The sequence below is a fragment of the Commensalibacter intestini A911 genome (genome assembly GCF_000231445.1).
Taxonomy (GTDB): Bacteria; Pseudomonadota; Alphaproteobacteria; order Acetobacterales; family Acetobacteraceae; genus Commensalibacter; species Commensalibacter intestini.
This window is the reverse complement of record NZ_AGFR01000003.1, coordinates 579,333-595,264: the sequence shown is the minus strand read 5'-3', so window position 1 is coordinate 595,264 and position 15,932 is coordinate 579,333. Positions and strand designations below refer to the sequence as shown.

The following is a 15,932-nucleotide window of genomic DNA, read 5'->3' as shown; positions in this document are numbered from 1 at the left end:
TTAATGAATAAAATTTTAATCAGTATTATTATAGGAATTACGACTATTTTTGGGATAGCAATATTTCTATATATAAAAATAAAATATCCTGATTATTTTAATATTTTAAATGGTTTGTTCACTTTAATTGCAAGCTTAGCCACTATTTTTGCTGCTTGTTTTGCCGTTATCACAATGCAAGATTTTAAAAAACAAAAAAGAGCTGAATTATTAAGCGAAACGTCCACAAGTATTCTAAACAATAAAGATGAATTCTTGATAACAGTCATGAAATTATATAGTGGTATAAATACAGTAATAGAATATCATGATAAAACAAATCTCTCGATTTTTTTTGATACCATGCGAAAAGAATATAGTAGCCTTATCAAGTATTATAAAAATTTTGGAATTCTTATCCAAATTTCTGATATAAAGGACAAACAAGATTTTACGACATTAATTAATATAATTAATGACTTTATTAAAACTTTAGATAATCTACAAAAACTTATTCAAGAAAAAGCCTTTACTAATGATCAAAAAGAAAAAATAAACAACCATAATTCAAAATTATTACAAGATTTCAAAATACAATATAATCAAGTAATATCTATATTAAATAAAAACTCATTATACCTATAGTTATCAATATTTAATCTTACTTATACAACAACACTTGCAATCTCTCAAAAAACGCCTGCTTATCCAACTGTTCTGGGATTTCAATCAGCGGAATACGAGCATTTTTCAAAACCAGCTTTTTAACCTGCATTCGTTCATTGGCGCTTTGAGATAAATAATGCCCAGAGCCATGATATTCAATCACACATCTAGGGCTTCCATAATGATCAATCAGTAAAAAATCTACACGTTTACTGTTGTAAGAACGAAATGCCAACTTCTGCAAAACGGTATTCACTCTACCCGTCGTACGAATAAATGCCCCCATCGAAACCTCAAAAGAAACATACCAATTCAGTTGATTTCTCTGTATCCACTCATTCAAATAATGAAAATATTGAATAGCCTCTTTATTCATCGGCTTATAAGGCATCAACTCACATTGACGAATATACCGCATTTGATATTGATATTGCGTTAACTCTGGCTCTGCTGAAATTTCTCTGTTTTTCTGCTCCGCATCTACACAATCAATACGCCGTAACTGTGCCAACTCTTGTTGATATCGACGTTTAACTTTGAAATACGTATACGCAGAACCAAAGACTATTCCAATTATCAAACAAATGATGATCATTTGCATAAATCTGTATAACCTTTAAATTTTTACATAAACAATGATTGAGGATATCAATTAAAATAACAGCTCATTACAATCAGGAAATACGTCAATATCATCGATTAATCTTATTAAAAACAATCAATTATACTCATCATCATGTAAAAAAGATTCCCATCCTAATCTGTATTCGTATAAGGATTTTCTTTGATCTTCTTATAGATATAAGGACAATCTTGGGGGAAAGATTTACCAGAACATATTCTGATAAAAAAGTCATATAAACGCTTCATTGCATTTCCTTATGACTACCATATCAATCATCTATAAGGCGCAATAAAATGGCCTTATAGATGTATAATCAAAAACTAGCGGTCGATTTTCAATGCTGCCAAGAATGCAGATTGTGGGATTTCTACTTTCCCAAATTGACGCATCCGTTTTTTACCTTCTTTTTGTTTATCCAGCAATTTACGTTTACGAGAAATATCCCCACCATAACATTTTGCTGTAACATCTTTAGACAAAGCACCAATGGTTTCACGTGCGATCACACGACCACCAATCGCTGCTTGAACTGCAATTTTAAAGAGTTGACGAGGAATAAGATCTTTTAACTTTGCACAAATTGCGCGACCTCTGCTCTCTGCCACAGAACGGTGAGCCACAAACGCCAAGGCATCAACAGGTTCTTGGTTTACAAGGATACTAATACGAACCAAGTCACTTTCTTCATATCCATCCATTTGATATTCGAAACTTGCATAGCCACGCGTTGCAGATTTTAAACGATCATAAAAGTCAAAAACAACTTCGTTTAATGGCAAACGATAAATCGCCATCGCACGTGTTCCAACATAAGTTAAATCAATTTGTTGTCCACGACGTTCTGTACATAACCCTAATACGGCTCCTAAATATTCATCAGGCACCATAATAGAGGCTTTAATCCAAGGTTCCTCGATATGATCAATGGATGTTGGATCTGGCATATCCGCTGGGTTATGTAAGTCCTCTACAGAACCATCATTTTTAAATAAATGATAAACAACAGAAGGTGCTGTTGCGATCAAGTTCAGATCGAATTCACGACTTAATCGTTCTTGAATAATTTCTAAATGCAATAACCCAAGGAAACCACATCTAAACCCAAATCCTAACGCTGCTGAGGTTTCTGGCTCATAATGAAAAGATGCATCATTTAACTGTAATTTACCCAAGCTCTCACGAAGTTTTTCGAAATCATCCGCATCCATTGGATATAAACCACACCAAACCACAGGCACAGATGGCTTAAATCCTTCTAGTGCTTTAGAGGCTGGTTTTTTATCATCAGTAATTGTATCCCCGACGTGACAATCTGCAACCGTTTTAATCGCTGCATTAATATATCCCATTTCCCCAGCACCCAAAGAATCAACTTCGCGCATATGAGGCGTAAACACACCGACTTGCTCAACATTATAAGTGCTGCCATTAAACATCATGCGAATACGCATGCCTTTTTTGATACGCCCTTCTTTAACACGCACCAAAATAATCACACCTAAATAGGTATCATACCAACTATCAACCAACAAAGCTTGCAAAGGCGCATTCACATCCCCTTTTGGTGGGGGAAGACGGGTTACCAAAGCATCTAAAACTGCTTCAATATTCAATCCAGTTTTTGCAGAAACCCCGATTGCATCATCAGCAGGAATACCAATAATTTCTTCAATTTGATTTTTGGTATCTTCTACATCCGCAGCAGGCAAATCGACCTTATTCAACACAGGAACAATCTCATGACGAGCATCAATTGCTTGATATACATTCGCCAATGTTTGTGCTTCTACCCCTTGGGATGCATCAACAACTAACAACGAGCCTTCACAAGCAGCCAAAGAGCGACTGACCTCATAGGCAAAGTCAACATGGCCTGGGGTGTCCATAAGATTTAAAATATATGTTTTTCCGTCTTTTGCCAAATAATGCAAACGAACGGTTTGCGCTTTAATGGTAATGCCACGTTCGCGCTCAATATCCATACTATCCAAAACTTGAGCTTGCATTTCCCGTTGCGTCAACGCACCACAAGCTTGAATCAAACGATCGGCAAGCGTCGATTTTCCATGATCAATATGAGCAATAATCGAAAAATTACGAATAAGTTCCAAAGGCGTATCTGTCATATAGGCACCAACAAGGCAAAAATAATGTCAAGAAATAAGAATAATTGTATTAAAGCATAGTTCTATACGCTTTTTACAAAAAATACTACGATCCTTTTTCTTTTTTTAACGGATAAGTTGCAACAACAGCCCCACCAACGATTAAAAGAACAGCAAACAACAACTCAAATGTAGCAGTTGCTCGGCCTGCAATGATTAACCACAATGTAGAAAGCAAAGGGGCAAGATAAGATAAAGAACCTATCAAAGATATATTTGCGTTTTTAGTCGCATAGTCCCACGCCAAAAAAGCAATCCCTATTGGGCCACAACCTAAATATAAAATAATTAATATATCTCTAATAGAAGTTGGCAAAATTGTTGGCTCAAATATAAAATGAATAATCATCGAAACCAAGGCGATACCACCACAAACCCCAATCATCATCCCGGTAGGAACTGAAGCATAGCGACGATTAACAATAGAATAAATTGCCCACACTACACCACTTAAAAAGCCAAAAATATAACCTAAAATAACTTGAAAATTTAATACAGCATCCTGATCAGCTGGCATCAAACAAACTGTACCAATCAACCCCATGACTGCACCAATAAAGTAAGCAATATGAAACTGTTTTTTACTTAATATCGCAATACAGACCACCAGCATAATGGGCCATAAATATGATAATAAAGTAACCTTAGCTGGAGGGGAAAAAATTAATCCCAAATAATCAAATACATAAAACAAAAACAGCCCACAAAATGCCGTAAACCAAGGTGCAAACGGTTGTGCCATTTCACGCATACGACCTGTTACAGCCAGTATAATACTACCAATAATAAATGCTTCACCAAACCCAAACCATAAAAGCTGAAAACGTGGCATATTAGGTAAAGATGTAATGGTAACAGATGAGCTAGACCATAGTAATATGGTTAATAAACCAGACGCTGTTGGCAGTAACAATTTGGATTTTTTATCAAAACATTTAGAAAGAATAGCCATCATTATTAAACCAATACAATTTAAAAAGGATAAAATAAAAAAGCCTATGTAAAACTACATAGACTTTTAAAGACTCTTTGATTCAAAATTCTGTTAATTACGATGTCGTTATATTGCTCATTTTTCAATAATTAAACGATTAAATACAACTTATTTTTTCAATGGATACGTTGCAACCACCGCACCACCAACAATTAAAATAACCGCAATTAACAAACCCATTGTTGCAGGTGCTCGCCCAGCTATAACTAGCCATAACGTTGAAAGCAATGGTGCCAAATAAGATAAAGAGCCCATCAAAGAAAGGTTAGCATTTTTTGTTGCATAGTCCCATGCCAAAAACGCAATTCCCATTGGCCCACAACCAACATATAAGATAATCAACATTTCTTGCCAAGAATTAGGCATAACCGTCAGTTCGAAAGCAAAGTGGATCATCATGGAAACTAAAGAGATCCCCCCGCAAACACCGATCATCATTCCTGTAGGAACTGATATATATTTACGATTAACAATAGAATAAATAGTCCAAACAATTGCACATAAAACGCCTAATAAATATCCGAATAAGTTCCCTGAAGTCAGTACAGATCCTTGATCGGCTGGCATTAAGAAAATCGTCCCGATTAACCCCATTAATGCCCCAAGCAAATAAGCAATATGAAATTGTTTTTTACTTAATAACGCAATACATACCACCAACATAGTCGGCCATAAATAAGAAAGTAAGGTTACTTTGGCTGGTGGAGCAAAATCCAATCCAACAAAATAAAATAAATGAAAAAAGAAAATCCCACAAAATGCCGTAAACCAAGGTGCAAACGGTTGTGCCATTTCACGAACACGACCCGTCAACGTCAGAATAATGCTACCAATAATAAAGGCTTCACCAAATCCAAACCACAAAAGTTGGAAACGTGGCATATTCGGTAATGAGGTTGTTGTCACAGCCAAGCTAGACCATAATAAAATGGTTAATAGACCTGATGCTGTTGCAACTAAGACTTTAGATTTTCCATTGGAAACTTGTTGAACGGTAGACATTCTTGGTAAGACCCGTTTATATAAAATCGTTAAAATAAAAAAGTCCATGCAAAACAACATGGACTTTTTATCTCTCTTTACTATCGCAAAGTTCCGCCTGTTAATCGCGCAACTTCTTTAATAATTTTCTGCGAAACCGCCTCAATTTCTTCGTCTTTTAAACTACGATCTTGAGGTTGCAAGGTAACTTGTATTGCAACAGATTTATGACCTTCTGCAACCTTATCCCCTACATACACATCAAACAACTCAACATTCGTCAATAATTGACGATCTGCTTGTTTCGCCGCACTCAATACTTTACCAACTTCAACATCTAATTTGACAACAAAAGCAAAATCACGTTTTAACGGTTGGAAAGGAGGCAAGAAAGGTGCCTTTTTCTTTTGTGCTTTTTTGAAAATAATATTATCCGTCATAATTTCAAAAATCATAGGCGCTTGATCAAACCCAAATTCTTTAACTAATGAAGGATGTAACTCACCAAAATAAGCTAAAATATTCTTAGGTCCTAAACTCAAACGACCAGAACGTCCTGGATGATAATAAATTGGCGTTTCTTTAGTCACTTGCAATGAATCGACTGCAACACCCAAACCATCTAAAACAAAGTAAACATCCGTCTTAACATCCCAAAGACTGACCTCTTGCGCTTTACCATCGATATTACGAGGCATATAACCATAACGCACTCCAGCAGCAACCCTTCTTTCGCCATCTTGACTAAAAGCAGGGCCCACTTCGAAGAACGCAATATTTCCCCAACCACGCACAATATTACGTTGCACTGTGGGTAATAAAGAAGCCAAAGGTGTCGGGCGTAACTGATCCATATCACTTGAAATTGGATTTAATAAACGCAAATCTTCTGGTGCATCTCCTAATCTTGCTGCAACTTCATGATCTACAAAAGAAAAACCAACCGTTTCAATCAATCCACGAGCAGCCAGCAAACGTGCACATAAAATCAAACGTTCTTGCTCTGCTGTTACTGCAGCTTGTGGTACGGCTTGATTAACAGGCAAAGATACGGCTGGAACATGATCTAACCCTTCAATACGCAGTATCTCTTCAATTAAATCAATTTCACCTTCCATTGCCTGTGCAATTTCTTTTAATTGATCTGCTTTATCTGCTGCAATACTGGGATGTTGCGCCATACTCATTGACATCACAATATCATTGCGCCATGAAGGCACAGACACCGTCACAGATTGATCGTTCTGGTCTTGAACTCCAAACCCTAGCGATGTTAAAATATTAACCACACGCTCTGGATCAACAGCTAAACCACCAAAATTTTCAAGGCTACTATAACGTAACGTTGCATCACGTTGCCATTCTGGCTCTTCACCAGCAATAACAACTTCGCTAGCTTTACCACCACAAAGATCAAGGATCATTTGAGTTGCAGCTTCCATTGCCTGTGGAAGCAATGCCTGATCGACACCACGTTCAAAACGTTGACGCGCATCTGTTGTAATAAAATGACGACGACCACTTAACGCAATAGTCACAGGATTAAACAAAGCACACTCAACAAAAACAGTCGTTGTTTCTTCGGTAACGCCAGTATGTTCTCCGCCCATTAATCCAGCCAAAGACTGAACGCCTGATTGATCAGCAATCACACAATCTTTATCAGTAACTTGATATTCTTTACCATCCAAAGCAACAAATTTTTCACCTTGACCTGGACAAATAGCAAGTGTTTTTCCTGTGATTTTATCAACATCAAAAACATGCAAAGGACGACCAAGATCAAAGGTGAAGAAATTAGTAATATCGACTAGCAACGAAATAGGACGCACCCCAACCGCTCTAAGGCGTGCTTGAAGCCATTCAGGACTTGGGCCATTTTTAACATTGGCAATTGTACGTCCAAGCACCCATGGGCAAGCTGCTTTAAATTGGTTGTCCCATTTAATTTCTGATGAGAACTCTCCTTCGACAACCTTAGGCTCCCAAGGTTTTAAAGTCCCTATGCCAACAGCAGCTAAATCCCTAGCAATATTACGGATCGATAGTGCATCTCCACGATTAGGAGTAATTGCAATCTCAATAACAGGATCATTCAGTTTGGCAAAATCAACATAAGCAGTTCCTATTGGCGCTTCTTCTGGTAATTCCATAATACCATCTTGTTCTGCACCAAGACCTAATTCCTCGGTTGAACACATCATGCCATTACTTTGTTCACCACGAATTTTGCCCGCTTTTAAAGTAATATCACTACCAGGAACATAAGTACCAACAGGAGCAAAAATTGTTACAAGACCTGCTCTGGCATTTGGTGCACCACAGACGACTTGAACATTCTCAAATCCCTCACCCGCATTGACCTGACAAACTTGCAAACGGTCTGCATTCGGATGTTGAGAGGCCGTTAAAATACGAGCAATTCTAAAATTACCCAATGTTTTTGATGGATCTTCAACAGATTCAACTTCTAATCCAATAGAGTTTAATGCTGTACAGATTTCATCAACAGATTTTGTTGTATCTAAGTGATCGCGTAACCAGGATAAAGTAAATTTCATTGCCTATATCCCTTCATGCAATGCAACGGAGCGAAAAGAGGAGAAACCATAATGACGTAACCAACGCACATCACCTTCGTAAAAAGAACGCAAATCAGAAATACCATATTTTAACATGGTTAAGCGTTCGATCCCCATTCCGAAAGCAAAAGCTTGCCACTCTCTAGGGTCTACACCACAATTGGCCAATACTCGGGAATGCATCATTCCAGCACCAAGAATCTCAAGCCAATCTGATCCACCGCCCAACTCACCTGTCTTGCGGTTCCACCCGATATCAATTTCCATAGAGGGCTCTGTGAATGGAAAATAAGAAGAACGGAAACGCACTGGTAAATGAGGAATACCAAAGAAAGCACGTAAGAAATCTACCAAACAGCCTTTTAAATGCCCCAAGGTAAGACCTTTTTCAACAACCATTCCTTCACATTGATGAAACATTGGAGAGTGCGTTGCATCATGGTCCGCACGATACGTACGACCAGGTGCAATAATACGAATGGGAGGCTCTTGATCTAACAAAGTGCGAATTTGTACAGTAGATGTTTGTGTTCTTAATAGATTTTGTTGTCCATCAAGCGTTTTTGTAGGCAAATAGAATGTATCATGATCCGCACGTGCAGGATGGTTTTCATCAATATTCAATGCAGAAAAATTAAACCAATCCGTATCAACATTAGGCCCCTCAGCAACTTTGAAGCCCATTGCACCAAAAATCGCAATAATTTCTTCAATTGTTCTGCGCAAAGGATGTAACATCCCTGCCGTAACAGAAACAGGCATCGTTACGTCAATTGCTTCAGCATTTAACTTTTCATTTAACGCTCTTTCTTCTAAGACCACCTTACGTGTTTCAATGGCTTGCGTTAATTCATCACGTAAACGGTTAAGAATACCCCCTCGCTCTTTACGAAGTTCAGGAGGACATTTTCCTAATTCTTTTAATTTTTGCGTTAATGGTGCTGATTTTCCAAGCGTTGCAACACGAACCGCATCCCATGCACGTAGATCTTGTGCTTGATCTAATGCTGACAACGTATCTTGTTTGATACTTTCTAGATCTTGATCCATTTAAACCCTCAATAAACAAAAAAGGGCTGCCTTTGACAGACTGCCCTCTTTCCTATTCATTATCATGAACAGACAAATCTCATTAATTTAAGACTTAAGCGAGAGCCGCTTGTGCCTTTTTAACAATTTCTGCAAATGTTGCTGCATCATCATATGCGATTGCAGCCAAAACTTTACGATCTAATTCGATACCAGCTTTGTTCAAACCATTGATGAAACGGCTATATGTCAAACCGTGTTCACGAACAGCAGCATTAATACGTTGAATCCACAATGCGCGGAAATCACGTTTTTTAACGCGACGATCGCGATATGCGTATTGTAAAGATTTTTCTAAACGTTCCAAAGCAATACGATAGTTCGTAGAAGAACGACCGCGGAAACCTTTAGATTGTTGTAATACTTTTTTATGACGTGCGTGTGTGGTAACGCCTCTTTTTACTCTTGCCATGGTATATCTTGCTCCTTAACGTGACAGGCCGTATGGCGCCCATTGTTTAACCGTACGACCATCTTGTGCTTCTAAAGTTTGAGAACCACGGTTGGTACGTTTTGCTTTTTGAGTACGGTTAATCAAGCCGTGACGTTTATTACCAGGACCAGCAAGTACTTTACCTGTAGCGGTAATTTTAAAGCGTTTTTTGACCGATGATTTGGTCTTCATTTTGGGCATTTTTCTCTCCCGTTGAATGTAAATTTCAAATCCATCATAGGATAACGTCACAAGATGGGCATGCCCTAAATTCTCAGCCCAACCCGTAAACGTAGTGTGTTTATATAACCACTATTCAAAAGAAGCTCAAGTAAAAACATTAAAGATATAGAAAAAACTTTTGTTTTTTTATCCGAAATTAATATAGAGAAAAGACAACATATATCTTCTTTATTATTTAAGTTCTATTCAAATGCCTCTTTCCACGATACGCAATACACTTTCCTCATGCAAAATGATTAATTTAACCAACGAACGTACCGGCATGATTTATATTATCATTGCTGGAATTATATGGGGATTGGGAGGTGTTGTCGGACAATATGTCTTACAATATAAACATCTTGATGCAGCTTGGATTATTAGTATTCGCTTGTGGATTCCAGGGGTTATTTTACTCACCTTATGCTATCGAAAACATAAAAAAGCAATTTTTAATCCTTTAAAAACACCCAGAGAGTTAATGATACTCTTATTCTTCTCTGTTGTGGGAATAATGAATTCTCAATTGAGTTATTTTTTAGCAATCCAATATTCAAATGCAGCTACAGCAACAATTTTACAATATTTATATCCAGTAGTCATCGCTATTATTTTAGCGTTTTACTTAAAGAAAAGACCTTCTTTTGCACTTATCATTTCCATTATACTAGCTTTGGTTGGCGCATTCTGCCTTGTCACAGATGGTTCTATTGATAAAATCACCCTTCCACCCAAGGCAATCATCTTTGGTGCCTTATGTGTCGTTGGTTCAGTTGCCTATACCTTATCCCCTATTCCTTTGTTACAACGATATAACACCACCACGATTGCAGGATGGGGAATGCTATTTGGCGGTATTATTTTAAACTGTTTTCATCCTTTTTGGCATATCTCTGGTATTATCGACTTTGCATCTGTGATCAGCATAATCTTTATCGTGCTTGTCACAGGCATGATCGCTTTTTTACTTTATTTAATTGGCGTTAAATTATTGGGAAGTTCCAAAGGCAGTATATTAGCTACGATTGAACCTTTAGCTGCTGCCTTTTTCTCTGTCGTAATCTTACATGTTGATTTTAATATTGTTGATTGGATTGGCGCAGCTTGTATTATCGCAATGATTGTTATTCTCGCAAAAAATAAAGTTTAAATATATTGACTTCTAAATAAAGCAATTGATCGTTATCATGCCCTCACAAACAGAAAAAACTCTAAGAAACAAAAGCGAACAAATTGGTATTTTATGCGTCATTGTAGCTGGATGTTTGTGGGGCCTAGGAGGAATTGTTGGGCAATATGCTTTACAATATAAGCATATCCAAGTCGAATGGATGATTGTCATCCGCATGGGACTACCAGGAATATTGCTTTTATTATTTTCCTACCAACGCTATGGATATGAAATATTTACTCCTTTTCAAAATAAACTCGAAGCTTTTCGTCTAATCGTATTAGCCATTGCTGGAATGTGGATTTCACAACTAACGTTTTACTTAGCTATTCAATATTCCAACGCAGCTACAGCAACCATTCTGCAATATTTATATCCAGCAATCATTGCAATTTTTCTGACCATACAACTCAAAAAACTACCATCATTAGCAATGATTGTTGCTATTATCCTATCCATCATTGGCGCATTTTTATTGGTGACCAATGGGCATTTTGATGAAATTGTTTTACCCATTAACGCATTATTATTTGGCTTAGCTTCTGCCATTACTTCTGCAATTTACACGCTTTATTCCGTTCCTCTTTTATTAAAACATAACACAATTATTATTGCAGGATGGAGCATGTTTATTGGCGCGATTATTGCAAACTTCTTTCATCCATTCTGGAGGATCACCAACAATCTAGATATAGAAGCATGGCTTGCCATCCTATTCGTGATCTTTATTGGTGGAATGGTCGGTTTTGTTTTATTTCTAGTAGGAATAAAAAGAATTGGCGGCGCCAAAGGTAGCGTCCTGTCAACCATAGAGCCCCTTGCAACAGTTATTTTTTCTGTCCTAATCCTAAAAATTAATTTTACAATTTCAGACTGGATCGGTGCTGCCTGTATCATTATGATGATTTTATTATTATCCATAAAAAAATCATCATAATTTAAAAATGATTAAGCTTTATTTAACAGCTCTACTTCTTCATGGGTTAGACGTAACATAAGCGATTTCACAAGACTTTGTAATTGAGACAAAGTCGTTGCACTAGCTATCGGAGCTGTCACCTCTTTTTGAGCAATTAACCATGCCAATGAAACCTCTGCTGGCGTTGCTTGATGATTTTGTGAAATACCATCTAAAAGATCAAGAATATACATGCCTCGATCATTCATATAATCAGCAACCTTCTCACCTCGAGCGCCTTGTTTTAAATCTTCTTTGCTACGATATTTTCCTGATAGAAATCCTGAAGCTAAACTATAATAGGTAATCACGCCGATTTGCTCATCCACAACAATCTTTCTTAAATCTGCATCAAATTGTTGACGATCGTAAAGATTATATTCAGGTTGTAACGTTTGATAAGCAGGTAAATGATGTTCCTTTGCCGCCTTTAAAGATGCTGACAATTGTTGAGCATTCAAATTAGAAGCCCCAATTGCTCTTATTTTTCCTTCTTTCAACAATTGATCATAAGCCAACAATGTTTCTTCATACGCCACATCTGGATCTGGCCAATGTGATTGATACAAATCAATTACATCAATTTGTAAGCGCTTTAATGACTCCTCTACAGACTGAACAATCCAACGCTTAGAAAGACCTTTACGATCGCCCCCCATATCAGAGCCAACTTTGGTAAAAATAAGCAGCTTATCACGTTTATGAGGATTAGCTTTTAACCATTTCCCCATAATAATCTCGGACTCTCCGCCCTGATTTCCTGGTGCCCAACGAGAATAAACATCTGCGGTATCAATCGCGTTTAACCCTAAATCAACAATCGCATCTAGAATCTCAAAGCTCTTTTTCTCATTAAGTGTCCAACCAAAAACATTGCCTCCAAAAACAAGAGGAATGATTTCTAAATTTGTTTTACCTAATTTTCTTTTTTGCATCTTACAAATCTTTCGATAAACAATCTGTTATCAAGTAATGTATTCATCTAGCTCAACATATAATAAACCAATTAAGATTATATATAAAAACAATATTTACAATTCGATGTGAAAACAAATATTTACGTAATGGATTGAAATAAATATCCTTGATCATCCCTAAATATCCAATTAAAAGAGTAAAATACATACTTATTTCACTCAATAGTCATCTTACCAGGATTATTTACTTATGGTTGATATTCGCCACATTATCAAAGAAAGAGAATTGCTATTATATCCCCATATTCCGCTTGGGGTCTTTCGCAACTCTGGTGAATGGCCTGAACCAAAACAACACTACTCTTTATTTTTATACACAAATGATGATAGCCAGAGAATCATTGAATGGATTATTTATCATCAACAAGTTGGTTTTACGCATTTTTATATCTATTCTTTCCATGAAGATCCTACACAATTTTATCAACATCTCCTCCCATATTTAAATGCAAGCTCTCCCTGTGTTACTTATTATCATTATCCTGAACCTGGCAACGCACATCAAGCTTTTTGCCATTTTTTCAGAAATTATGCCCATGAAACAAAATGGCTTTTATGGTTAAATATTGATGAATTTTTATGCTTAAAAAATCTAGAAACACTCCAAAGCTTTATGCAACCAGAGTATGAGGAAATTGACACAATTTATTTTCACCTCTGTCATTACGGGCATAGTAATTTTGAAACCGCCCCAGAAGGTGATGTTCTATTAAATTATACATTACGCGCAAATACAATATCCCCCATTACAAGGGGTATGATACAAAGCTCAAAGCTTCCTTATACAAAACTGTATCATAATTTTTCTATAAATTTTCAGACTAACTATGCTTACTTAGATAGTAATTTAAGTTCAATGAATGTTTTAGAAGATGATTTCTCGAAATATTTTGAAGCTTATCCTACCAATGTAGAAGCTTACTTAAATCAACAGAACTATAGCGAAAAAATTATAGAAACTGCTTATATCGCTCACTTTGGCCTTCCTTCAATACAGTTTATAGAAAATCAAAAAGAAGAAAAACAGTTCACTTATTACAGTGGACAGACTCTTGTTGATTTTAATCACTTAGAAAATATACTTGAATATTTTGAAGCTTTTAACCTCGTCGAAGATAATACTCTGCATAATTTATGGATTAATAAAATTATCAAAGCATGGGATCATAGTATTTTCCCGGTCAATTTTTGGTCTTTGTTATCAGTAAATAAACCTGTAAAACAAAGCTCTACGTTAAACGACTGCTCCCCTCAAGAAGATGCTAACAAGCTGATTAATAATACGTTAATGGGAACAGCTCAAAACCTTACAAAAATTGAAGAAAGCCCATGGTGGGAAATTGATCTAGAAACAATATCAACAATCCATGAAGTTCAAATTTTTAATAGACTAGATCAAAATCAAAAAGCAGCTTGTTATTTTAATCTTCTTATATCCACTGACGGACAAATCTGGAAATATATTACAAAAAAAACAAGTAACCAACTTTATGGTGGCATAGACGGTTCGCCTTATGTATGGAGCTCAGAAAATGGAATGACTGGAAGATTTATAAAATTTACTATTCCTGGGCCCAATCAACAAATTGGTTTAGACCAAATTCAAATTTTCGGCGAAGTACAAAATCAAGAAATATAGAAGATTATTATGACAAGCATTTCTTATAAGCCTTTCATTAACGACCACGAGCTTATGCTTTATCCATATGCTCCTTTAGGATTATTACATAATCAAGGTGAGTGGCCTGATCCTAAATATAACTTAAGTATTGTCACATTTGCTTCAGCTCAAGATATCAACCTTATTGAATGGCTTACCTACCATCAAGCTTTAGGAGTAGATCACTTATATTTGTATTGTATAGATGACGATCCAACAGAGTTATATCGTCAAATTTTACCATTTATGTTAGGCGAAAAACCTTTTATCACTTTTCACCATTATCGTTTCTCTAAAGCAAACGCTCAAATATATTTGCACTTTATTCATAATTACATTCACGAAACATTATGGTATATCCATTTAAATATTAATGATTATCTATATTTCCATGAAACTCAAAAAATCTCTGATTTTATTAATAAATTTACAAATTTAAATATTAACGTTGTTTGTTTTAATATCTTTCTTTTTAATAAAAAAGATAAAACTAATAATGTACTAACAACTAAACAAACAACTTTAGAAGCAATACAATCTACTAACTCAATCTGCACAGATACTAAATTTTTAATACGTAGTCGTACATGCCCATATCAATATATTTTTCACCATTTAAATCAATCTCTTGACCAATTAATTTATATAGATAAATTATTCAATCACTCCAGTAATGTTTTGCAACAAAACATGAAAAAATACTATGAAAATTTTCCAGATAATACTTCCTCATTCATTACAAACGAAATCATTACACAGGTTACGCAAATCGCTTACATAGCTCGTTTATGCGACGATACAACGAATAAAGATAGTAACGCTGATAACCATAATAAAGAAAAATCACTTTCTACATTACTAAACCTATACAATCCTGAAAAAATTTGGCAAAAAACCTTAAAAAAAGCTTGGAAAAATTCTTTTTTCCCATATCCTTTACCTTTGTTATCGATTATCTCTCATAATAAATCATATCATCAAAGCTCTGCTCCTGAAAACTATACATCTGAAGATCTAGCATCTCTTTTAGCAAATGGACACATACAAGGTATTACACAAAGTATTACCCAAAGAGAAGCTGATCCTTGGTGGGAAATTGATTTACAAGATAACTATATTATTAAAATAATCCGTCTTTTTAATGGTATTGATTTAAATATAGAAAATATGCAAAACTTTATTATAAAAAGTTCTGAAAATCATACGGATTGGATTACAAGACATCACAAAACAAATCTCAATTTATTTGGAGGAACTGATGGGAGTTATTACAATTGGCTTCATCCGCTTGGAATTAAAGCAAGATGGATCCGTATAACTGTACCTGGTAAAAATAAAGTATTATCGTTAGATCAAATACAAATTCTAGGTATGCCTTGTAAAAATTTTTATGTTCCTTAAGAAACATTGTATTTTATAAAGTAATATAG

Annotated in this window: 14 protein-coding genes; 5 read left to right on the top strand and 9 right to left on the bottom strand. The window is 35.8% G+C overall.

Going from position 1 to position 15,932, the window contains the following annotated elements; all coding sequences use genetic code 11:
• The first annotated feature begins 3 nt into the window (after nucleotides 1-3).
• The gene (locus tag CIN_RS03050) at nucleotides 4-624 is read left to right on the top strand and encodes a hypothetical protein (protein ID WP_008853592.1); all 621 of its coding nucleotides are present in this window, start codon (nucleotides 4-6) and stop codon (nucleotides 622-624) included.
• 16 nt (nucleotides 625-640) lie between these two features.
• On the opposite strand, the gene CIN_RS03045 is transcribed toward CIN_RS03050, so the two are convergent.
• The 8 genes from CIN_RS03045 to rpmI form a co-directional block, all read right to left on the bottom strand.
• Nucleotides 641-1,246 (bottom strand): DUF2726 domain-containing protein, encoded by a 606-nt coding sequence (locus CIN_RS03045; RefSeq protein WP_008853591.1) that lies wholly within the window; start codon nucleotides 1,244-1,246, stop codon nucleotides 641-643.
• 344 nt (nucleotides 1,247-1,590) lie between these two features.
• The gene (lepA, locus tag CIN_RS03040) at nucleotides 1,591-3,396 is read right to left on the bottom strand and encodes a translation elongation factor 4 (protein ID WP_008853590.1); all 1,806 of its coding nucleotides are present in this window, start codon (nucleotides 3,394-3,396) and stop codon (nucleotides 1,591-1,593) included.
• Between the two features lie 85 nt (nucleotides 3,397-3,481).
• Nucleotides 3,482-4,390 carry a DMT family transporter gene (locus CIN_RS03035; protein WP_008853589.1) on the bottom strand — a complete coding sequence of 303 codons (909 nt, stop codon included), beginning with the start codon at nucleotides 4,388-4,390 and terminating at the stop codon, nucleotides 3,482-3,484.
• Nucleotides 4,391-4,537: 147 nt separating this feature from the next.
• Nucleotides 4,538-5,431, bottom strand: coding sequence for a DMT family transporter (locus CIN_RS03030; protein WP_008853588.1), 894 nt, complete (start codon nucleotides 5,429-5,431; stop codon nucleotides 4,538-4,540).
• Between the two features lie 80 nt (nucleotides 5,432-5,511).
• A complete protein-coding gene (pheT, locus tag CIN_RS03025; protein WP_008853587.1) occupies nucleotides 5,512-7,971 on the bottom strand; it encodes a phenylalanine--tRNA ligase subunit beta in 2,460 nt (819 codons plus the stop codon).
• Nucleotides 7,972-7,974: 3 nt separating this feature from the next.
• Nucleotides 7,975-9,042 (bottom strand): phenylalanine--tRNA ligase subunit alpha, encoded by a 1,068-nt coding sequence (pheS, locus tag CIN_RS03020; protein WP_008853586.1) that lies wholly within the window; start codon nucleotides 9,040-9,042, stop codon nucleotides 7,975-7,977.
• Nucleotides 9,043-9,136: 94 nt separating this feature from the next.
• Nucleotides 9,137-9,493 carry a 50S ribosomal protein L20 gene (gene rplT / locus CIN_RS03015; protein WP_008853585.1) on the bottom strand — a complete coding sequence of 119 codons (357 nt, stop codon included), beginning with the start codon at nucleotides 9,491-9,493 and terminating at the stop codon, nucleotides 9,137-9,139.
• 15 nt (nucleotides 9,494-9,508) lie between these two features.
• The gene (gene rpmI, locus CIN_RS03010) at nucleotides 9,509-9,715 is read right to left on the bottom strand and encodes a 50S ribosomal protein L35 (protein WP_008853584.1); all 207 of its coding nucleotides are present in this window, start codon (nucleotides 9,713-9,715) and stop codon (nucleotides 9,509-9,511) included.
• Between the two features lie 232 nt (nucleotides 9,716-9,947).
• Between rpmI and CIN_RS03005 the strand changes: the two genes are divergently transcribed.
• Nucleotides 9,948-10,886, top strand: coding sequence for a DMT family transporter (locus CIN_RS03005; RefSeq protein ID WP_245527809.1), 939 nt, complete (start codon nucleotides 9,948-9,950; stop codon nucleotides 10,884-10,886).
• Between the two features lie 37 nt (nucleotides 10,887-10,923).
• Nucleotides 10,924-11,844: a DMT family transporter gene (locus CIN_RS03000; protein WP_008853582.1), complete on the top strand. Its 921-nt coding sequence runs from the start codon at nucleotides 10,924-10,926 to the stop codon at nucleotides 11,842-11,844.
• 11 nt (nucleotides 11,845-11,855) lie between these two features.
• On the opposite strand, the gene CIN_RS02995 is transcribed toward CIN_RS03000, so the two are convergent.
• Nucleotides 11,856-12,800, bottom strand: a complete 945-nt coding sequence (locus CIN_RS02995; RefSeq protein ID WP_008853581.1) for an aldo/keto reductase — start codon at nucleotides 12,798-12,800, stop codon at nucleotides 11,856-11,858.
• Nucleotides 12,801-13,032: 232 nt separating this feature from the next.
• Between CIN_RS02995 and CIN_RS02990 the strand changes: the two genes are divergently transcribed.
• Entirely contained in the window at nucleotides 13,033-14,481 is a 1,449-nt protein-coding gene (locus tag CIN_RS02990; protein WP_008853580.1) for a discoidin domain-containing protein, read from the top strand.
• Between the two features lie 9 nt (nucleotides 14,482-14,490).
• A complete protein-coding gene (locus CIN_RS02985) occupies nucleotides 14,491-15,903 on the top strand; it encodes a discoidin domain-containing protein (protein WP_008853579.1) in 1,413 nt (470 codons plus the stop codon).
• Nucleotides 15,904-15,932: the final 29 nt, after the last annotated feature.